This window comes from Mesorhizobium sp. LSJC280B00 (genome assembly GCF_000502835.1).
Taxonomy (GTDB): Bacteria; Pseudomonadota; Alphaproteobacteria; order Rhizobiales; family Rhizobiaceae; genus Mesorhizobium.
Window position 1 is genome coordinate 457,981 of sequence record NZ_AYVL01000002.1, and the last position, 19,363, is coordinate 477,343.

The 19,363-nt window shown below is 62.7% G+C and carries 19 protein-coding genes; 7 read left to right on the forward strand and 12 right to left on the reverse strand.

Going from position 1 to position 19,363, the window contains the following annotated elements; translation table 11 throughout:
- Positions 1-137 precede the first annotated feature (137 nt).
- Positions 138-1,637, forward strand: a complete 1,500-nt coding sequence (gene gatB / locus X773_RS44590) for an Asp-tRNA(Asn)/Glu-tRNA(Gln) amidotransferase subunit GatB (protein ID WP_023674811.1) — start codon at positions 138-140, stop codon at positions 1,635-1,637.
- A 1-nt stretch (position 1,638) separates the two neighbouring features.
- The gene (locus X773_RS44595; RefSeq protein ID WP_023674812.1) at positions 1,639-2,127 is read left to right on the forward strand and encodes a GNAT family N-acetyltransferase; all 489 of its coding nucleotides are present in this window, start codon (positions 1,639-1,641) and stop codon (positions 2,125-2,127) included.
- Positions 2,128-2,143: 16 nt separating this feature from the next.
- On the opposite strand, the gene X773_RS0137270 is transcribed toward X773_RS44595, so the two are convergent.
- The 5 genes from X773_RS0137270 to X773_RS44615 all read right to left on the reverse strand — a co-directional run bounded on the left by X773_RS0137270 (position 2,144) and on the right by X773_RS44615 (position 7,158).
- Complete coding sequence (locus X773_RS0137270) at positions 2,144-2,485, reverse strand: hypothetical protein (protein ID WP_156937281.1); 342 nt, start codon at positions 2,483-2,485, stop codon at positions 2,144-2,146.
- A gap of 151 nt (positions 2,486-2,636) precedes the next feature.
- On the reverse strand, positions 2,637-3,848 hold the full coding sequence (locus X773_RS44600) for a hypothetical protein (protein WP_023674814.1): 1,212 nt from the start codon (positions 3,846-3,848) through the stop codon (positions 2,637-2,639).
- Between the two features lie 147 nt (positions 3,849-3,995).
- Positions 3,996-4,295: a hypothetical protein gene (locus tag X773_RS44605; RefSeq protein WP_023674815.1), complete on the reverse strand. Its 300-nt coding sequence runs from the start codon at positions 4,293-4,295 to the stop codon at positions 3,996-3,998.
- Positions 4,296-4,389: 94 nt separating this feature from the next.
- Positions 4,390-5,790, reverse strand: a complete 1,401-nt coding sequence (locus X773_RS44610; protein ID WP_198023524.1) for a glycosyltransferase family 39 protein — start codon at positions 5,788-5,790, stop codon at positions 4,390-4,392.
- Between the two features lie 207 nt (positions 5,791-5,997).
- Positions 5,998-7,158 carry a LuxR C-terminal-related transcriptional regulator gene (locus X773_RS44615; protein ID WP_023674817.1) on the reverse strand — a complete coding sequence of 387 codons (1,161 nt, stop codon included), beginning with the start codon at positions 7,156-7,158 and terminating at the stop codon, positions 5,998-6,000.
- 255 nt (positions 7,159-7,413) lie between these two features.
- Here X773_RS44615 and X773_RS44620 point away from each other — a divergent pair, with 255 nt between their 5' ends.
- The 3 genes from X773_RS44620 to X773_RS44630 all read left to right on the forward strand — a co-directional run bounded on the left by X773_RS44620 (position 7,414) and on the right by X773_RS44630 (position 8,909).
- Complete coding sequence (locus tag X773_RS44620) at positions 7,414-7,812, forward strand: NADH:ubiquinone oxidoreductase subunit NDUFA12 (RefSeq protein ID WP_023674818.1); 399 nt, start codon at positions 7,414-7,416, stop codon at positions 7,810-7,812.
- A 157-nt stretch (positions 7,813-7,969) separates the two neighbouring features.
- On the forward strand, positions 7,970-8,452 hold the full coding sequence (locus tag X773_RS44625) for a DUF2155 domain-containing protein (protein WP_023674819.1): 483 nt from the start codon (positions 7,970-7,972) through the stop codon (positions 8,450-8,452).
- An 88-nt stretch (positions 8,453-8,540) separates the two neighbouring features.
- The gene (locus tag X773_RS44630; RefSeq protein ID WP_023674820.1) at positions 8,541-8,909 is read left to right on the forward strand and encodes a hypothetical protein; all 369 of its coding nucleotides are present in this window, start codon (positions 8,541-8,543) and stop codon (positions 8,907-8,909) included.
- A gap of 79 nt (positions 8,910-8,988) precedes the next feature.
- On the opposite strand, the gene aat is transcribed toward X773_RS44630, so the two are convergent.
- The 6 genes from aat to X773_RS44660 all read right to left on the reverse strand — a co-directional run bounded on the left by aat (position 8,989) and on the right by X773_RS44660 (position 14,335).
- Complete coding sequence (aat, locus tag X773_RS44635; RefSeq protein ID WP_023674821.1) at positions 8,989-9,606, reverse strand: leucyl/phenylalanyl-tRNA--protein transferase; 618 nt, start codon at positions 9,604-9,606, stop codon at positions 8,989-8,991.
- Positions 9,607-9,620: 14 nt separating this feature from the next.
- On the reverse strand, positions 9,621-10,964 hold the full coding sequence (accC, locus tag X773_RS44640) for an acetyl-CoA carboxylase biotin carboxylase subunit (RefSeq protein ID WP_023674822.1): 1,344 nt from the start codon (positions 10,962-10,964) through the stop codon (positions 9,621-9,623).
- Positions 10,965-10,983: 19 nt separating this feature from the next.
- A complete protein-coding gene (gene accB, locus X773_RS44645) occupies positions 10,984-11,442 on the reverse strand; it encodes an acetyl-CoA carboxylase biotin carboxyl carrier protein (protein ID WP_023674823.1) in 459 nt (152 codons plus the stop codon).
- 26 nt (positions 11,443-11,468) lie between these two features.
- On the reverse strand, positions 11,469-11,903 hold the full coding sequence (gene aroQ / locus X773_RS44650; protein WP_031211260.1) for a type II 3-dehydroquinate dehydratase: 435 nt from the start codon (positions 11,901-11,903) through the stop codon (positions 11,469-11,471).
- 163 nt (positions 11,904-12,066) lie between these two features.
- A complete protein-coding gene (locus X773_RS44655) occupies positions 12,067-12,870 on the reverse strand; it encodes a DsbA family protein (protein ID WP_023674825.1) in 804 nt (267 codons plus the stop codon).
- Between the two features lie 70 nt (positions 12,871-12,940).
- Positions 12,941-14,335: a M48 family metalloprotease gene (locus X773_RS44660; protein WP_023674826.1), complete on the reverse strand. Its 1,395-nt coding sequence runs from the start codon at positions 14,333-14,335 to the stop codon at positions 12,941-12,943.
- Between the two features lie 147 nt (positions 14,336-14,482).
- Here X773_RS44660 and X773_RS44665 point away from each other — a divergent pair, with 147 nt between their 5' ends.
- Complete coding sequence (locus X773_RS44665) at positions 14,483-15,631, forward strand: aminotransferase class I/II-fold pyridoxal phosphate-dependent enzyme (RefSeq protein WP_023674827.1); 1,149 nt, start codon at positions 14,483-14,485, stop codon at positions 15,629-15,631.
- 11 nt (positions 15,632-15,642) lie between these two features.
- Positions 15,643-16,590, forward strand: coding sequence for a glutaminase (locus X773_RS44670; protein WP_023674828.1), 948 nt, complete (start codon positions 15,643-15,645; stop codon positions 16,588-16,590).
- 198 nt (positions 16,591-16,788) lie between these two features.
- On the opposite strand, the gene X773_RS44675 is transcribed toward X773_RS44670, so the two are convergent.
- On the reverse strand, positions 16,789-19,363 hold a 2,575-nt coding region (locus tag X773_RS44675; RefSeq protein ID WP_023674829.1), incomplete at its 5' end, for a ribonuclease E/G.

Here is a 19,363-nt window from a genome sequence, read left to right on the forward strand (position 1 = left end):
CCATCGCGGCAGGTACGGGCCTGTGCCGCGTCGGCGCCTGCGGCTTTGCGCTTGTCTCTTTTGGCGGTTTGCACTAGCGAAGTTGCACATCAAAATATGCGTTCTCGCATATCCGCAATTTCAATATGCAGGCCCTTATGAGCATCATCGACACCCGCACGCCCGACGCCAAGCGCCTGGTTCCCGGCGCCACCGGCGACTGGGAGATCATCATCGGCCTCGAGGTCCACGCGCAGGTGACCTCTCAGGCAAAGCTGTTTTCCGGCGCCTCGACCATTTTCGGCGCCGCGCCCAACGCCAATGTCAGCCTGGTCGACGCGGCGATGCCCGGCATGCTGCCGGTCATCAACGAGGAATGCGTCAAGCAGGCGATCCGCACCGGGCTGGGCCTGAAGGCCGAGATCAACCACAAATCGGTCTTCGACAGGAAAAACTATTTCTATCCCGACCTGCCGCAGGGCTACCAGATCTCGCAGTTCAAGCAGCCGATCGTCGGCGAGGGCAAGGTGATCGTCTCGGTCGGCCCGGACCGGCAGGGCGAATTCGAGGACATCGAGGTCGGCATCGAGCGCCTGCACCTGGAGCAGGACGCCGGCAAGTCGATGCACGACCAGCATGCGACGATGTCCTACGTCGATCTCAACCGCTCCGGCGTGGCGCTGATGGAGATCGTCTCCAAGCCGGATATGCGTTCCGCCGATGAAGCCAAGGCCTATGTCACCAAGCTGCGCACCATCGTGCGCTATCTCGGCACGTGCGACGGCAATATGGACGAAGGCTCGCTGCGCGCCGACGTCAACGTCTCGGTGCGGCGGCCCGGCGGCGAATTCGGCACGCGCTGCGAGATCAAGAACGTCAACTCGATCCGTTTCATCGGCCAGGCCATCGACTATGAAGCGCGCCGCCAGATTGCCATCCTCGAGGACGGCGGCAGGATCGAGCAGGAAACGCGGCTGTTCGACCCCAATAAGGGTGAGACGCGCTCGATGCGCTCCAAGGAAGAAGCGCATGACTACCGCTATTTCCCCGATCCCGATCTTCTGCCGCTGGAATTCGACCAGGCCTATGTCGACGAACTGGCAAAGGACCTGCCGGAACTTCCCGATGCCAAAAAGGCGCGACTGATCGCTTCGCTTGGCCTGTCGACCTACGATGCCTCGATCCTGGTATCGGAAAAGGCGGTCGCCGATTATTTCGAGAAGGTGGCGGCCGGGCGCGACGGCAAGCTCGCCGCCAACTGGGTCATCAACGACCTCCTGGGTGCCTTGAACAAGGCCGGCAAGGACATTGAAAACGCTCCTGTTTCACCCGACCAGCTTGGTGCTGTCATCGACCTGATCAAGGAAGGCACCATCTCCGGCAAGATCGCCAAGGATCTGTTCGAGATCGTCTGGAACGAGGGCGGCGATCCGCGTCAGCTGGTCGAGAGCCGTGGCATGAAGCAGGTCACCGATACCGGCGCCATCGAAAAGGCGGTCGACGAGGTGATCGCGGCCAACCCGGACAAGGTCGAACAGGCGCGCGCCAAGCCGACCATGGCCGGCTGGTTCGTCGGCCAGGTGATGAAGGCGACTGGCGGCAAGGCCAATCCGCAGGCGGTCAACGAGCTGGTCAAGGCCAGGCTCGGGATCGAGTAGGATGTTCGTCCGCACCGCCGGCGAGCGCGATCTGGCGGCGGTGCGCGCATTGCTGATCGAGACGTGGCATGCCACCTATGACGCCATCTATGGCGCGGCGCGGGTTACCGAAATCACCGATGAATGGCATTCGATCGCCGCGCTCAAGGCACGGCTGACGCGGCCGAACTCGGAGTTCCTGGTCGCCGACGACGGCAAAAGCATCGGCGGCATGGCTTTCGCGGCCGCCACCACGGATGCCAGGATCGTCATGCTGAACCAGCTTTACGTCCATCCGGCCTGGCAGAGGCAAGGCATCGGCCAGGCGCTGCTGGACGAGATCGAGGCCAGCTTTCCGGAGGTCCGGACGCTGCGCGTCGAGGTCGAGGAAGCAAATGCTCCGGCCATCGCCTTTTACCGCTCGCGAGGGTTCTTGCCCGCCGGCAACACGGCCGATTGCGGCGGCGCCTCGGGCTTGCCGGCGCTGGTTTTGGAGAAGCAACTCGGATAGCTCGTTCGCCTGACGCTCAGTTGCGTTTCTCAGGCAGGTTGGAGCAGCCGGCAGCGAGAAACTCGCACGGCAGGCTGCCGCCTCCACCCGACGTGTGCGGGGGCGTGGCGGCTTCGATTTTTTCCACCTCGTAATATTTCGAGGTGACGCCCCATTTTTTGACGCCCTGGCACGTCGAGCGCACGCCAACCTCCGTCGCCTTTGCCGCAGTCTTATAATACGTGGTGATCCTGCAGGATTGGCTGACCGGCAGCGCGTTCGCCGGGCTTGTGACCGGCGGCATGAAGTTCGGGAAGGCAAGCAGCGAGATTGCCGCAATGATCCTGACGGCGGGCATGGTGTGAGGAAGGTGCAGCATCGTTTGCCTCCATCGATGGCGCCGCTCGCTCGTGGCGCAGCGGCGCGTTTGTCCCGGCAAGATCAGGCCATGAAGCCGGCGCTGCCGCATCTGCCGCGCGGGGGAAGGCGGCAGCGGTCTGAACCGCCGCCGTCATCCGCGAGCGGCCGCGTCAGGGCGTTTTCGGCTTGATGAGCGCCTTTATCGGAACGGCGACTTTTGGAGGCCGGACCGCACTGGTTCCACCATCGACGGCCAGCCCGCCGCTGTTGAGATAGCGTACCGTATAGTGCAGCTCATAGCCGGGAACTCTGATCCATGTAGGCTTGGGATTGAACTGGTCCGGCGGCCTCGAATACCACTTCGGGATCTGCATGATCTTGGAACCGGCACCGAATCCCGCAGTCTTGGCCGCTACTGCGAAGGCGCTGTCTCTGGGGTCGTTCGGCGGCTGGTCGACATTGCCGATGACGACCAGCGAATCGTATTTTCGCGCGTCCAGCCGTACTGCGGGAAGGTTCAGCACAGCCACGTCGCCTTCGCGCATCGTCAGCGCCTTCTGACGGCCATCCTCATTGGCATAGACGTTGAGGTTTATGGCCTCGGATTCCGCATAGACGACATTGTTGTGGAAGTCGCGGGCTGGCAGGCGTGTGAGGCTGTCGAAGGTCACTTCAACCGTCGGCTTGGCTATGGCGTCCGTCACCACCAGGTTGCGCCGCGGCACCGTCCAGAAGATGAGATCATCGCCGCTGGCCTGCGTGCCGGCATCGGAGCCGTCTATTGCCGAGCATTTCGAATTTGGAACCGGCGTCGTCACCGGCAGGGGTGCCGAAAACGAGCTGCGTACCTGAGCGTCGATGTAGTTACCGACGTTGAAAACGTCTTCGAGGATGTTGCCGCCCTCGAAGCTCGCCGGGCCGGGTTGCGAGCGGATGATGACCTGGCTGGAATCGGTCTGCCAGCCGCTGCAGAAGACGTTGACGTCTATGGGAATGCCGATATGGCGGTCGGAGGTCACCGGGATCGAGACTTTGATGGTCAGGATGTAAGGAACTTTGACAAACCAGCTGTTCGGCTGGTTCAGCATCTGCGTCGCAAAGCGCGACGGCCGCCATTGCTTCAGCGATTCGATCGATGCGCGTGACGATCGTCCCTGGGCGGCCAGCTGTGCGTTGGTGGCGTCGACCTTGGCTTGCGCCAGGTTGCGGACGGTGTTGGTGATCAGGAACACGCCGAGTTCGGCTTTGCAGGGCCTGTTCGATTGTGTGGCGTTGCATGGGGCAAGTGCCGCACTGGGAACCGGCGGCCCCGAAGGCGGCGGCTGGGCGGCCGCGGTGGCCGCCATCAGGCAGAAGAACAGCATCGTGCAGGTTTTCAACATGGTATCCTCGCTCTGTCGTTGGAAACCACCCTCCGGCTAGACAGCAGCATGTGTTCGATTGCGGTTCATCGCCCGCACGGGGGATGAACCGCGAAACATCGGGCCGGCCCAGCGACGTCGAGCCGCCGTCCTTTTCGGATTGGATGTCTACTGCTTCACGACGCCTTTGGTTGTCGCCTTCGGCGTGACGACCTTGGGCTTGGGGGTTTTCGGGCCGGGGTCGACTACCAATGCGGCCGTGCAGGAGCATTTGCCCGAACCGCAGTTCAGGTCGCCCTTGCACATTTTGGAATGCCGCATATCGGTGCAGTCGGCGGTCCCGGAGCAGGAGCAACTGCCTTGCCCAATCGTTCCGGACTGACATTTGAAGCTCCATGCCGGATCGGCGGCAAGGCCGGCCACTGCGAGCGATAAGGCAAAAAGCGTCGTCGAGATGAGCTTGCGCATGAATACCTCCCGGTTCTATCGAGCGATGGAACCACGAAGCAGCAACGCCTTCATCTCCCGCGCGGGGGACGAACTCGCATACCGGTGACGATCGTCAATGCTGTCCCTTCAGCACGACGAGATAGCCGCGTTCGACGCGAAGCCGGAACGCGATTTGCCCTGCAGTGCCGGGATCCTTGGAAACCTTGTCGATGACATAGCCGCTGGGATGCGAGCCAAGCCATTCTTCCGGTTTGTCGGTGGTTTCGAATGGCTTTTGCAACCGGGCCAGGAAGCCGACTTCGCCTTGATAGTCGAAAGCCACGGCCCAGTCCGCATCCTTTCGCTCGTCGATGAAGTTGGCGAGCGGCGTCAGATCATAGCGTTTGAACGCGGTTGCCGATGCTACCGCGTGGCCGATGCCGAAAATGACAAGCATGACGATGGCCGAGCTCTTCAGCCTGGCGAGCGGGATCTCCGCCATGAAATAGCCGAACAGGATGACCACGAACGGCAACATCGGCACGACATAATGAGGCTGCTTGCCGGATATCGCGCTGAACACCAGAAACACGGCAACGAACGAGAATGACAGCAGGCGCAAGGCGCGCAGATCCGGCGACTTCGCGTCGATCAGGCTGCGTATCCGCGTGCGCAGCTTCAACCGCCACACCTCGGGTATGAAGATCCACGGTATGAACATGACCGGCAGCAGCAGCAGATAGAAATAGAACGGCCGGCCGTGCGAATTGCGCAAATTGCCGGTGACGCGCCCCGCCGACTGGTTCCAGACGAGATCATAAACGAAATTGCCTTTTGTCAGGATGGTCGCCGGCACCAGCCAGATCGCCACCGGAATTAGTGCGGCGAGCAGGGCCAGGCCCATTCCAGCGAGGAAGTTCGGTGTCGTCAGTCCCGCCCGCCCGTCGCGCCAGAACGGGTAGAACAGGATGGGCGCGCCGATATGGATCAGCACCACCGGGCCTTTCGTCAGCACGCCCATGCCGATGAACAGCCCGGCCAGGACGGCCTGCCAGCGGTTGCCGCTGCGGGCAAAGGCAATCAACGACAACAGCGCGGCGAGCACAAAGACCGCCAGCAACAGATCGAACAGGATCAGCGTCGAATAGATGACGAACACGCTGCTTCCGGCGACCAGCCAGGGGATGCGCCGCGCGATGTCGTCGCGGCCCGGAAACAGGGTCTTTGCCAACGCCGTCGTCAGCCAGATGACGAGCGAGGAGGCGGCGAAGATGACCAGCATCGCCGCCGGCCGGCTGGCGCCGAAAATATTCCAGACAAGGTCGATAAGCCAAAACAGCAGTGGCGGCTTCTGCAGATAGGGCGCGAAATTCATCGTCGGGACGAAGATCTGTCCGCTCAGATACATTTCCCAGGTGACGCTGAGATATCGCGTTTCGTCGACAGGCAGCAGTGGCCGGAAAGCGACCGCGATTACGATCAGCCCAAGCAGAAAGAGGTAGGGGAGCAGCCGCTCGGTAGATGTCGGTGTCAAAGATCGAGATCCGCGCCAGAAACCATTTTCATTCCAGCCGAGCATAGTGCCGCGTTTCTGGACCGCGAACGACCGCACCATGATTTTGGCCGAATTGCAACGATGCCGGTTTCGTTTCGCAGATTTTGCGGACGATGGTCTCAGGGCTTGAAAAACTTGCCGGCCGAGTCTTCTGGACCGCTGCCGGTCCGGGGAACCTGAGCAAAATCACCTGGAGCGCAAGGGTGGCGACAATTCGCGCATCAACAGTTCGAGCTCGCGCTGATCGCCTGTACCGGTCTTGTCGAAGATCGTCGCCAGCTGCGACTTGACGGTGCCGTCCGAGACGCCGCCGGCCGCGGCGATTTCCTTTCGCGTCAGGCCGGCGGCAACGTGACCGGCGACGCGCCTTTCTGCCGCGGTCAATCCGAACAGCGCCGCAATGGCGTCCAGCGCCGGGATTGGTGCCGAACCGGCCGCCGCGATGAAGATCGCTGCAGCGGCGCGCTGCGAGATGCGCGCCGAGATCTCACGCCGCGCCAGCGGCATCACATGGGCCACCGCCGGAACGGCCGTCTTGGCCAGGGGAATGTTGATGCCGCAAGGTCCGAGCGCGAATTCGTCGCGCGTGCCGAGCTGGACGGCGCGGCCGATCGCGGCATTGGCATTGGCATAGGTGAAGGAAAGCTGGCCGCGCACACAAGCAACCGAAATGTTTTCGGCGAGCAGCGCTTCGGCTGATGGATTGGCGAAGATGATGGTCATGTCTTCGGCGACGATCAGCACCGGATGGTCGAGGCTTTCGATGATGGAGCGGAAGATTTCGGCCTTGCGCCGCTCGGCCTCGAACAGGTCGCCGATGGTCACCGCGCGCCGCACATGCGGTGCCAACAGGCAGACAAGCTCGATATCCTCGCGGGAAATCTGGCGCCTGTCCTTGTCGGTAACCACCATCAACGTGCCGATCCGGGTCGGCCGCTTCATCAACGCCACCCAGAAGAAATCGTCCAGGCGGTTGGGTTGCACCCATTCGCGCACGATGCGGCTTTCGAGCCATCTCTGTCGCGTATCCGGGCCTTGCAGGGCGTAGATCGAATCGACGGTGAACGGCACGTCGATCTCCATCTTGGGAACCGCCGCATAGAACGGCACTTGCGAGCCGTAGTCATGCTTCAACGGCTCAAGAACTGCGGGATCGCCGCAAGACACCGAAAACCGCGCGGAGCTGCTGATCGTGTCGATGACGGCGAGCATGGCAAGCTGGCCTTCCGCCAGGTTGCAGATGGCCTCGAGTGTCGCCTGCCAGCGGTCGACGTCGGCAATCGAATCGTAGATCGCCTCAACGACCTGCGGCAACGCGCGACCGGCCGTGCCCGCCAGCGATGACATGAGCCCCTCTCATTTGCCGTCCTTGAGGCAACGAAGCTTCAACTCCTAGAATAACGCTGCGTAAGGTTGCCAACAACCCATTTCATCTGCTTCGGGCGGCCGCGAAAATGACATGATCGTTTCGCTTTCCCGCCACCCATTTGCTCCTCGGTTGCGGCAAGACGCTTGCCTTCGCAATGCCGTGAAGCCATAAGCAGGAACAGGCGCCGCAGCCGCCGCGAGGACTTGCTTCAAGGACTTGCCACGAGGATTTGGATGAAAACTTTCCTTCTGCAGTTTTTCACCTGGTGGAATAGCCAGACATTGGGAACGCGCTTCCACACCTGGCGGCACGGCAAGAAGGTCGGGCAGGACGAGGTTGGCAACGTCTACTATGAGGGCGGCGTCGATTCGGAAGGCCGCACCCGTCGCTGGGTTATCTACCGCGACTATTCGGAAGCCTCGGCGATTCCGCCCGGCTGGCATGGCTGGATCCATCATCGTGTCGACGTTGCGCCGCCAAGCGAAGACTACAAGCCACGCGACTGGCAAAAGCCGCATGTGCCGAACCTCACCGGCAGCCCCGCGGCCTATCGCCCGAAAGGCTCGGTGCTGACCAACCAGCATCGTCCGCAGGTGACGGGCGACTACGACGCCTGGACGCCTGGTTCGTGATCGATCGCCGCGACACGCGCGCGGTCCCCAAGGGCGCGGTCCCCACGGGGGCGGTCCTTTGTCGCCACAATTGCTGTTTAGCTGTTTGCTGATCCGACAGCAGCAACTAGCCTTGGCGTTAAGAGAATCACCCCGGGCGCAAACCACCGGACCTTGCATGAGCATGTTCAGCCGAATTTTGACGGGCGGATTAACCGCGGTCGTTCTCGCTTCTATGGTGGCGCTTGCTACTGCGCAGGAATTGGCGCCGCCTGCGCCGGACGCGTCGGTGGCGCCTGCAGCACCGGCAGTATCCGAGCGCATCACCAATCCAGTCGCTGAATTCGCCGGCATCGACAAGATCACCGGCCGTATCATCACCTTCGATGTTTATATCGACGAGACGGTTCAGTTCGGCGCTTTGCAGGTGACGCCGCGCATCTGCTATTCGCGGCCCGAAAACGAAGAGCCGAAGACGGATTCGTTCGTCGAGGTCGACGAGATCACGCTCGACCGGAAAATACGCCGTATCTTCACCGGCTGGATGTTTGCCGAAAGCCCCGGGATCAACGCCGTCGAGCATGCCGTCTATGATATCTGGCTGAAGGGCTGCAAGCAGAAGTCCGATGTGCCGGCACCCGCCGCCCCCAAAACCAACTAGAACCTGTCAGTGCGCGGCGGATACCGCGCCCTGCGGAACCGCCGCGTTGCCCGAGCGTTGGTGCCTCTCTACGGAGGAGGTTGCCATGATGATGGCCAACAAGAACGAACTTCTCGACATCGAAAGGGGATTCTGGAGCGGCGGTGCCGACTATTTCAAGGCCAATGCCGATACCGACTGCCTGGTGGCCTTCCCGCAGATGGCGCGGGTGATGAGCAATACCGATCTGGCCGCAACTGTCACGGACCCGAACCGCTGGCGCGATCTCGACATCGACCTCAAGGGCATCATCGAGCCGGGCAGCGACATCGTCATGCTGACCTACGAGGCGCGTGCGACGCGGCAAGATGGCGAAGCCTATGCGGCGCTGGTCAGCACCGGCTATGTCCACCGCGTCAATGGCTGGAAGATGATGTTCCACGCACAGACGCCGCTGGTGACGGCAGCAAAAGGCTGACCGGCCGCAAGAGCAAGTCCAGGAAAGTGTGAACGGCTTTCCGGAATTGCGTTTATGTGAAACGATGAACCATTCCAGTTTATGGAAAAAACACGGCCTCGCCCTTCAGCGCCTCGGCCAGCATCTTCTCGTACTTGCCGCGCGGCACGTCGATTGCACCGAAGCGTTTGAGATGCTCGGTGGTGAACTGCGTATCGAGCAGTGCAAAGCCACGCGCCTTCAGGCGTTCGACGAGGTGAACCAGGCAGGCCTTTGACGCGTCGGTCTCCCTGGCGAACATGCTCTCGCCGAAGAACACGCGGCCGAGCGATACGCCGTAGAGCCCCCCGACCAATCGGTCGTTGTGCCAGGCCTCGACCGAATGGCAATGGCCCATCCGATGCAGCTCGATATAGGCTTCGCGGATCGGCGCGTTGATCCAGGTCGACCGACGTTCCTCGCGCCTTTCGGCACAGGCCTCGATCGTTGCCTCGAAGTCGAAATCGATGCGGAACTCGAACAGGTTCTTGCGGATCGTCTTTCTCAGGCTTTTCGGTATGTGGAACCCGTCGAGCGGAATGATGCCGCGCGTCTCCGGCCGCACCCAGAATACTTCGGGGTCATTGGCGCTTTCGGCCATCGGGAAGACGCCGGAGGCATAGGCTTTGAGCAAAAGGTCGGTCGGGATGCGATAACCGGGTGCGTAGGGACGGGTCATCGCTTCGCCCTGTATCACTCGCCTTCGGCCAAGTATTTTTCCAGCCAGTGGATGTCGTAGTCGCCATTGGCGATGTCGGCGTTGCCAACGAGGTCGCGAAACAGTGGCAGCGTCGTCTTGATGCCGTCGACGACGAATTCGTCGAGCGCGCGCCGCAGCCGCATCATGCATTCGACGCGGTTGCGGCCATGCACGATCAGCTTGCCGATCAGGCTGTCGTAGTAGGGCGGGATCTTGTAGCCGGAATAGACGCCGGAATCGACACGGATGCCGAGGCCGCCCGGCGTGTGGAAATGGGTGATGGTGCCCGGCGAGGGGGTGAAGGTGCGCGGATCCTCGGCATTGATGCGGCATTCGATGGCATGGCCGTGGAAGCGGATGTCCTCCTGGCGCACCGAAAGTCCGCCGCCCGAGGCGACGCGGATCTGCTCGTGCACGAGGTCGATGCCGGTAATCGCCTCGGTCACCGGATGTTCGACCTGCAGGCGCGTGTTCATCTCTATGAAATAGAACTCGCCGTCCTCATAGAGGAATTCGATGGTGCCGGCGCCGGAATAGCCGAGATCGGCGATCGCCCTGGCGCAGACGCCGCCAATATGCGCGCGCTCTTCGGCATTGAGCGCCGGCGAGGGCGCTTCTTCCCAGACCTTCTGGTGGCGGCGCTGCAGCGAGCAGTCGCGCTCGCCGAAATGCACGCCGCGCCCGGCGCCGTCGCCGAACACCTGCACTTCGATATGGCGCGGCTTCTGCAGATATTTCTCGATATAGACTGCGTCGTCGCCGAAGGCCGCACCCGCCTCCGAGCGTGCCGTCTGCAGCGCCACCTCGAGATCGGCCTCGCTACGCGCCACTTTCATGCCGCGCCCGCCGCCGCCGGCCGACGCCTTGATGATCACGGGGTAGCCGATCGCGGCGGCAATGCGCTTGGCTTCCTTGTCCTCGGTGACCGCGCCGTCGGAGCCGGGCACCACGGGAATGCCGAGGCGTTTTGCGGTACGCTTGGCTTCGATCTTGTCACCCATGATGCGGATATGGTCGCCGGTCGGGCCGATGAAGGTGATGTTGTGCGCGGCGAGGATGTCGGCGAACTTGGCGTTCTCCGACAGAAAACCGTAGCCGGGATGCACCGCGTCGGCGCCGGTGATCTCGCAGGCGGCGACGATCTGGTGGATGTTGAGATAGCTGTCGCGCGACGGCGGCGGGCCGATGCAGACGCTCTCGTCGGCGAGACGCACATGCATGGCGTCGGCGTCGGCGGTCGAATGCACCACCACCGTCTGGATGCCGAGCTCCTTGCAGGCGCGCAGCACCCTGAGGGCGATTTCGCCGCGATTGGCGATGAGGATTTTCTGGAACATCTTTCGCCTGTTCCCGGCTCTACTCGATCACGACGAGCGGCATGCCATATTCGACCGGCTGCGCATCTTCAAACAGGATCGCCGTCACCGTGCCGGCGCGCGGCGAGGGTATCTGGTTCATCGTCTTCATTGCTTCGATGATCAGCAGCGTCTGGCCTTCCTTGACCTTCTGGCCGATTTCGATGAACGGCCTGGCGTCGGGCGACGGTGCCAGATAGGCGGTGCCGACCATCGGCGAGGCAACGGCGTTCTTCGACACGTCGGGCGTCGCCGGCGCGGCCGCTGCCGCAGGCTGCGCGGCTGCCGGGGCATAGGCCGGCTGAGCTGTGGCGACGGCATGGACGGCCGGGGCCTGCCGCGAGACGCGCACCTTCAGATCGCCCAGCTCGACCTCGATCTCGGTCAGGTTGGTGTCGTTCAGTATGCCCGCCAGATCGCGGATCAGCTGCTGGTCAACACCGTTCTTCTTTATCGACATTTTCGAGCCTTCTGTTTGTTGGCCGGTCATAGGCGTGCAGCCAGCGCCTGCAGCGCCAGCGTGTAGCCGAGCGGCCCGAACCCGCAGATCATGCCGACGGCGACCGGCGCGACCATGGAGACGTGGCGGAATGGTTCCCGCGCGTGGATGTTGGAGAGATGCACCTCAGCGACCGGCAGCGGCGCGACAGCGCGGATGGCATCGTGAATGGCGATCGAGGTATGGCCGTAGGCGCCCGGATTAATGACGATCGCGGCGGCCTTGTCGGCGGCCTCCTGGATCCAGTCGACGAGGTCGCCCTCATGGTTCGATTGGCGGAAATCGATCTCCAGCCCAAGTGCGGCACCTGCCTGCTTGCAGTCGTCGGCGATCGCGGCAAGCGTCTTGCCGCCATAGATGCCCGGCTCGCGCTTGCCGAGCGCGTTGAGATTGGGGCCGTTCAGGACGAAAACCGTTTTCAAAATATGCCGACCTTTCCCGGCGCGGCTAAGCCGGCGCGCCGGACCCTCTATAATGGGCATAGACGCTGGCGAAAAGAGCGCAAGTGCGTTCTTTCGCCGTCCACAACAGCCGGAAAACGGCCCGTGCCGGAAACCCGCAGCCTAATCGAAACCCGAATGCTGATCAGAGCGCGGCCTTCGCCGCCTCGATCTTTTCGGCCAGCACTTCCTGGCCAAGCGCGCCGAACACCACCTCGTTGCCGACGACATAGGACGGCGTTCCGGTGATGGCGAGCTTGGTGGCGAGGTCATAGGTCTTGGAGAAGGCCTCGGTGATGCTCGGGTCCTTCATCTTTTCGCGCAGCGCCGCCTCGTCGGCGCCGAGCGACAGCGCCACCTTGATTGCCGCCGCCTCGGTGGCGCGCCCCTGGCCGCCGAGCAGCGCATTGTGGAATTCGCCGTATTTCTCCGGCTTCATCAAATGGAAGGCCATCGAGACGACGCTCGCCTTCTGCGAATCCGGGCCGAGGATCGGGAACTCCTTGAGTACGAAGCGCAGGTCCGGATCGGCCTTGGTCAGCGCGCGCATGTCGTCGATGGCGCGTTTGCAGTAGCCGCAATTATAATCATAGAATTCGACGATGGTGACCTTGCCGTTCGGATTGCCGACAACACCGTCAAAGGAGGAATTGAAGATCTGGTCCTTGGCGTCTTTGATGACGCCGAGACTGGCGACGCGCTGTTCTTCCTTCTGCTTGGCCTCGAGTGCCTGCTGTGCCTCCAGAAGCACTTCCGGGTTCTTCAGGAGATAGTCGCGGACGATGCCTTCGACTTCGGTGCGGTCGAGCTTGGTACCCGAGGACGCCGTCTGGGCAAGCTGCGCCGTGCCGGCCTTCGCCGTCTGCGGATTGCCGGCGACGAAGCCGAATGCCAGCATGGCGAGAGCCGCTGCCACTCCGGTAGTGCCCAGCAGAATTGCCTTGGTCATGATCCTCGATCCTCTTGCCCGTGTTCCGGTCCGCTCGCTTTGGCTGTGTCGCAGCCTGCGTCCGAAAGGTTCACTTCTTCTTACCTGATGGTGCGTAGTTTATAATGTCCTGCGCGCGAAGCCAGCCCGGCTCGCCCCGCTTCATGCTCTGCTGCGCCCGCATGGCGAAGATTTTCGCATTCTTGTAGTCGCCGGAATAGAAATGCCCTTCGGCGGTTGCAAGCTCGGCGGCCGGGATGTTGCCGAGTTCCCCGTAAGCCTGTGCCAGATAGCGGTATCCGGCGGCGTTTTCGCGATCCCGTCCGAGGCCGGTGTTGATCTGCGCCACCGCCTTCTTCAGCGAATCCTGCGTGCCGATCGCCATCAGCGCCTGGCCGTAAGAGACCGGCAGCAGCCCCGATCGCGCCGGATCGAGGCTGACCGACTTGGCATAGGCGTCCGCCGCATCCTTCGGCCGGTTCGCCTTCATCAGGATGTCGCCGCGTAATTCCTGGAAATAGGGATTTTTCGGCTGTTCCTTGATCAACGCGTTGGTCTTGGTGAGCGCCGACGCCAGATTGCCGAAAAGATAGGTCATCTGCGCGTCGCCATAGCGTGAGGCGAGGCTGCCGGGGTTCTTGCGCATCAATCGCGACGCCGCCGCCTGGCCCTGCATGTAGGCGGCGATCTTGATGCGCATCATGTCGTGGCGCTGCTGCAGTGCCGGCGGGTCGACCTTGTCGACGTAAGGGCTCTGCTTCACCAGCACTTCGAGATTGGCGATACGCTCCTGCGGCATCGGATGGCTGATCCTGTAGGGATCGACTTGCGCGCCCGAGAGCGACAATGCGTTCTGGAAGCGGCCAAACGTCTTCAGCATGCCCATGCCGGACTGGCCGGTTGCATTGAGATAGGTGATCGCCGAACGGTCGGCGGTCATCTCTTCGGTGCGCTGATAAGCGAGGATACTGCGTTGCGCCATCTCGCCGCCGCCGGCCACCACGCCCATGCCGGCGCCGGCGAGACCGCGGCTGTTGCTGGTGGCGCCGGCCACCATGGCGCCGGCGCCAAGCAGCGTCGCCAGGATCGCCATCGTCTTGGCGCGCTCGAGCTGTTCTCGCAATTTCTGCTGGTGTCCGCCGGCGATATGGCCGGCCTCGTGGGCAATGACGCCAATGATCTCGTTGGGCGTTTCGGCCGTCATCAGCGCGCCGGTGTTGATGAACAGGCGGCGGCCGGCAACAAAGGCGTTGAAGCTCTGGTCGTTGACCAGCACGATGTTGATGGCGTCGCCCGACAAGCCCGCCGCCTTGAAGATCGGCCGCGCGTAATCGCGCACCAGCGCCTCGATCTCGGCATCGCGCACAACCGGCACATTCTGCGCAAAGGCATTGACCGAGCCGGCCATGGCGACCATCGCGGCAAGCGAAAGCGTCGCGAGGGCGCGCGCTGTCCTGGCGATCGTCGATTTGGGTCGGCTCAACATGGCAGGTCCACTGGTAGACGAGTGGGCGAAGGATGAAAAGTCGGCAGCCTAAACTTACCGAACTTGTGATCCCCACACCAATCGGGCATTTGTGCGGCGCGGCCAGCATATGGCCGGCACGTGCGGACAAGTGTGGTGGATTGAAAAATGGTTGTTTCGCTTTCGCGCCGCGGCGCGGTCGAACCGTTCCATGCCATGGACATCCTGGCCGAGGCGAATCGGCTGAAAGCCAAGGGCCTGCCGGTCGTTTCTATGGCCGTCGGCCAGCCTTCCGATCCGGCGCCGGCCGGGGTTCGCGAAGCGGCGGCCAATGCCTTGAAAGCAGGCCGCATCGGCTATACCGACGCGCTGGGCCTCGCCGGTCTGCGCAAGGCGATCGCGGCGCATTATGGCGAGCACTACGGGCTTGACGTTTCGCCCGAGCGGATAGCCGTCACCACCGGATCGTCGGCTGCCTTCAACCTTGCTTTCCTGGCAATGTTCGATCCAGGCGACCGCGTCGCCATCGCTGCGCCCGGCTATCCTGCCTATCGCAACATCATGGCCGCGCTCGGCATCGACATCGCCGAGATCGAGTTGGACGGCGCCGCCTATCTGCATGCCGAGCACCTGCAAGCCGCGCATCGCGAAAAACCGCTGAAGGGCGTGCTGTTCGCCAGCCCGGCCAACCCGACCGGCGCGGTCATTCCCGCCGGCGATCTCGAGGCGCTGGTCAAAACGGCGCAAGAGCTCGGGATCGCCGTCATCTCGGACGAAATCTATCACCGGCTGGCCTATGCGGCGCCCGACACGACGGCGCTTGCTTTCGGCGCGGATGTGACGGTGATCAATTCCTTCTCGAAATATTATTGCATGACCGGCTGGCGCATCGGCTGGATGGTGCTGCCGCAGGAACTGGTGCGGCCAGTCGAGCGCATCGCCCAGAGCCTCTACATCTCGCCGCCCGAACTGTCCCAGATTGCCGCGATCGAGGCATTCAAGGCGACGCCAGAGCTGGAAGCGGTGAAGGCGCGCTATGCCTGGAACCGCGAGCTCCTGATGCAACGCCTGCCGGAGCTCGGCTTTGCTTTGGCCGCGCCCATGGACGGCGCGTTCTACGCCTTCTGCGACGTCACCAGGCACACCAATGACAGCATGGCGTTTGCACGCCGGATGCTTGCCGAGGCGCATGTGGCGGCGACGCCGGGCCGCGATTTCGACCCGCTGCAAGGCCATCGCACGATGCGCTTTTCCTACGCCGGCAGCCACGACGACATGGTCGAGGCGATGGCGCGTATCGAACGCTGGCTGAAGTAGCGGGGGCGACGATGCTGGAGTTTGATCAGGCGCCCCAACTCGAACATGCGTTGCGCGAGGTCGCTGCCGAAATGGCGGAGCGTACCGATCGCGGCGACGTCGCCAGCTATATCCCCCAGCTCGGCAAGATCGATCCGAAAAAATTCGGCATTGCCGCGGTGACCAATGACGGCCGCATGCTGACCGCAGGCGATGCCGACGAGGCATTTTCGATCCAGAGCATCTCAAAGGTGTTCACGCTGACGCTGGCGCTCGGCAATGTCGGCGACGCGCTGTGGCAGCGGGTTGGGCGCGAACCTTCGGGCAATCCATTCAACTCGATCGTCCAGCTCGAGCACGAGAACGGCATTCCGCGCAATCCATTCATCAATGCCGGCGCCATCGTGGTCTCGGACATCCTGCTTGCCGGTCATCAGCCGCGCGAGGCGATCGGCGAGATCCTGCGCTTCATCCAGTTCCTGGCCGATGACGACACCATCATCATCGACCGCGAGGTCGCGGCGTCCGAACGCGCCACCGGCTTTCGCAATTTCGCGCTTGCCAATTACATGAAATCGTTCGGTAATCTCAATCACGCGCCGGAACTGGCGCTGGGCGTCTATTTCCACCATTGCGCTATCGCCATGAGTTGCCGGCAACTGGCCCTGGCCGGCCGCTTCCTTGCCAATGGCGGCAAGAACCCGGCGACCGGGCATTCCGTCGTCTCGGCAGAGCGCGCCCGCCGCATCGGCGCGATGATGCTGACCTGCGGCCACTATGACGGCTCCGGCGACTTCGCTTTCCGCGTCGGCATTCCCGGCAAGAGCGGCGTTGGCGGCGGCATATTGGGGATCGTGCCGGGCGTCGCCTCGCTTGCCGTCTGGTCCCCTGGCCTTAATGCCAACGGCAATTCCAGGCTGGGCTCGATCGCGTTGGAAAAACTGGCGAAGACGATGAACTGGTCGATCTTCGCGCCATAAGCATTTTGCAGCCAAATGGAATCATTTGGCGTCCGCACAAATGCGGCAAAACAAACAGTTAGAGCGGAATGCCCCATTCAATTTGAATGCATTCCGCTCTGGTGCCTGTCGCCTCGAATTGGGACAAAAAATCCCGCGCAGCCGATCGGCAGCGCGGGATTTTTTTAATCAGAAAATCTGGCTAATGCACGGAAAAGCTTAGAAAAAGCCCTTCCGTTGCCACCAGCCGGCACGCTTCGGCTTGTCCTCGGCCTTTGCTTCCTCGGTCTTTGCCTCGTCGGGGACGATCGAGGAGACGACCGGCACGACCGGAGCATCCACCGGTACGGGCTTGCGCCGCGACGGCCGGACCTTCGGCGTTTCCTCGGCAGCCGCCGCTTCGGTCTCCTGCGAAGCCGGCGCAGCGGTCTCGCCGGAAGCCACGGAGGCGGCCTCGGCAGCCGATGTCTCGGCGCCCGCAATCTCGGCAACTGCTTCCGCCGCAACCTTCTTCGGCTTGGCGGCACGGCGCGGCTTCTTCGGCTTTTCGGCGCTCGGCATGTCGTCGTTCGCCGGAGCAAGCACCGCAAGCTCTTCGGCCGGCGGCGCACCTTCCGGCTCGCCGATTACGGGCTCTGCTTCCGACACGGCACCTTCCGTCATGGCGGTGGGCTCGCCGGGGGCAGCTTCCAAGCCGTCCTCGCCGTCCTCACGGCGATTGCGCTTGCCGCCGCGCTTGCCGCGCCGGCGCTTCTTGCCGTGACCGTCGTCCGCCGCTTCCGCCGTTTCGGCAACACCGGCCGGCGTTTCACGTTCCGCTTCGGCGCCTTGATCGCCGGCGGCTACGAAGGCATCGTCTATCGGCGCCGAAACGGAAGCACCTTCCACAGCAGCGCCATGCTCGCGATCGGCGTGTTCACGTTCCCCGTGTTCACGATCCCCGTGTTCACGATCCTTGCCGCCGCGCCGTCTGCGGCGCTTGCGGCGCTTGCGATCGCGGCCTTCGCCGTCCTCGCCGGACCTTGGCTGCTGCGGCTGCTGGGCAGGGCGTGGCTGCTCGGCCTGCACCGGTGCCTCGTCTTCCTCTTCGATGACGATCTCGTCCTCGGGTTCTTCCGGCTCGACATAGGCCGGGAACGTGCGCGCCTCGACAAAGCCTTCCGGCTTTTCGGCCAGCGCGCCGCGGAAGATGGCATAGTGTTGTGCACCGACCGCGTCATCGGCTTCGATGGTGATGGTCACGCCGAAGCGGTGCTCGAATTCCACCAGCGTGCCGCGCTTGTGATTGAGCACATAGAGCGCGGTCGCCGCCGGCGTCCGCACCGTGATGTGGCTGCGCGAATCCTTGAGCAGGAATTCCTCGATTGCCCGCACCACCATCAGCGCGACCGACGAATCGGAGCGCACATGGCCGGTGCCGCCGCAATGCGGGCAAGGCTTCATGGTCGATTCCAGCACGCTGGCACGGATGCGCTGGCGCGACATCTCCATCAGGCCGAAATGCGAGATGCGGCCGACCTGGATGCGGGCACGATCGTTCTTGAGGTGATCCTTCAGCCGCTTCTCGACGGAGCGGTTGTTGCGGTTCTCCTCCATATCGATGAAGTCGATGACGATGAGGCCGGCGAGATCGCGCAGCCTCAATTGCCGGGCGACTTCCTCGGCGGCTTCCAGATTGGTGTGAAGTGCGGTGTCCTCGATCGAGTGCTCCTTGGTGGAACGGCCCGAATTGACGTCGATGGCGACCAGCGCTTCCGTCTGGTTGATGATGATGTAGCCGCCGCTCTTCAGCGTCACCTGCGGCTGCAGCATGCGGTCGAGCTGCGCTTCGATGCCGTTGCGCACAAAGATTGGCGTCGTGTCGCGGAACGGCTGAACCACCTTGGCGTGGCTCGGCATCAGCATGCGCATGAAGTCCTTGGCTTCACGGTAGCCTTCTTCGCCGGAAACCAGGATCTCGTCGATATCCTTGTTGTAGAGGTCGCGCACCGAGCGCTTGATCAGGCTGCCTTCCTCATAGACCAGGGCAGGGGCCGTCGATTGCAGCGTCAGATTGCGAACATTTTCCCAAAGTCGCATCAAATATTCGTAGTCGCGCTTGATCTCTGCCTTGGTGCGGCTTTCGCCGGCCGTACGCAGGATGACACCCATGCCTTGCGGCACTTCGAGATCGGCGACCACTTCCTTCAGCCGCTTGCGGTCCTGCGCATTGGTGATCTTGCGCGAAATACCGCCGCCGCGTGCCGTGTTCGGCATCAGCACCGAATAGCGGCCGGCCAGCGACAGGTAGGTGGTCAGCGCTGCACCCTTGTTGCCGCGCTCTTCCTTGACGACCTGTACCAGCAGGATCTGCCGGCGCTTGATCACTTCCTGAATCTTGTACTGGCGGCGCACCGGCTTGCGGCGGTTGCGCACTTCTTCGAGCGCGTCTTCAGCGCCGACCGATTCGATCTCGTGATCGTCCGGATGCGAGGATTGCACCTCCTCCAGCATGCCGCGATCATTGTCTTCGGACGTCGCTTCGCCGCTTGTCTCGGCCCCGCTTGTCTCGACTTGTGGGACGGCTTCGGAGATTACGTCGGCATCGACGCTGGCAGCGATGGAACTCGATCCGCCTTCGGAAGGCTCGGTCTCGCCGCTATGCGCGACTTCTTCAATCTGTCCAGCGGCATCCTCGCTCTGTCCGGCAGTGTCGGACGTGGTGTTGTCGGCAACGGCATCCAGCTTTTCTGCGACGGCATCTTCGCCGTTCTCGCCATTCTCACCGTCGGCCGCGCCTGCCTCGCGCCTGTGC

Bases quoted from the DNA above. Each gene is read 5' to 3' on its own strand.
- gatB (WP_023674811.1), top strand. From the start codon at position 138: ATGAGCATCATCGACACCCGCACGCCCGACGCCAAGCGCCTGGTTCCC.
- X773_RS44595 (WP_023674812.1), top strand. From the start codon at position 1,639: ATGTTCGTCCGCACCGCCGGCGAGCGCGATCTGGCGGCGGTGCGCGCA.
- X773_RS0137270 (WP_156937281.1), bottom strand. From the start codon at position 2,485: ATGCTGCACCTTCCTCACACCATGCCCGCCGTCAGGATCATTGCGGCA.
- X773_RS44600 (WP_023674814.1), bottom strand. From the start codon at position 3,848: ATGTTGAAAACCTGCACGATGCTGTTCTTCTGCCTGATGGCGGCCACC.
- X773_RS44605 (WP_023674815.1), bottom strand. From the start codon at position 4,295: ATGCGCAAGCTCATCTCGACGACGCTTTTTGCCTTATCGCTCGCAGTG.
- X773_RS44615 (WP_023674817.1), bottom strand. From the start codon at position 7,158: ATGTCATCGCTGGCGGGCACGGCCGGTCGCGCGTTGCCGCAGGTCGTT.
- X773_RS44620 (WP_023674818.1), top strand. From the start codon at position 7,414: ATGAAAACTTTCCTTCTGCAGTTTTTCACCTGGTGGAATAGCCAGACA.
- X773_RS44625 (WP_023674819.1), top strand. From the start codon at position 7,970: ATGAGCATGTTCAGCCGAATTTTGACGGGCGGATTAACCGCGGTCGTT.
- X773_RS44630 (WP_023674820.1), top strand. From the start codon at position 8,541: ATGATGGCCAACAAGAACGAACTTCTCGACATCGAAAGGGGATTCTGG.
- aat (WP_023674821.1), bottom strand. From the start codon at position 9,606: ATGACCCGTCCCTACGCACCCGGTTATCGCATCCCGACCGACCTTTTG.
- accC (WP_023674822.1), bottom strand. From the start codon at position 10,964: ATGTTCCAGAAAATCCTCATCGCCAATCGCGGCGAAATCGCCCTCAGG.
- accB (WP_023674823.1), bottom strand. From the start codon at position 11,442: ATGTCGATAAAGAAGAACGGTGTTGACCAGCAGCTGATCCGCGATCTG.
- X773_RS44655 (WP_023674825.1), bottom strand. From the start codon at position 12,870: ATGACCAAGGCAATTCTGCTGGGCACTACCGGAGTGGCAGCGGCTCTC.
- X773_RS44660 (WP_023674826.1), bottom strand. From the start codon at position 14,335: ATGTTGAGCCGACCCAAATCGACGATCGCCAGGACAGCGCGCGCCCTC.
- X773_RS44665 (WP_023674827.1), top strand. From the start codon at position 14,483: ATGGTTGTTTCGCTTTCGCGCCGCGGCGCGGTCGAACCGTTCCATGCC.
- X773_RS44670 (WP_023674828.1), top strand. From the start codon at position 15,643: ATGCTGGAGTTTGATCAGGCGCCCCAACTCGAACATGCGTTGCGCGAG.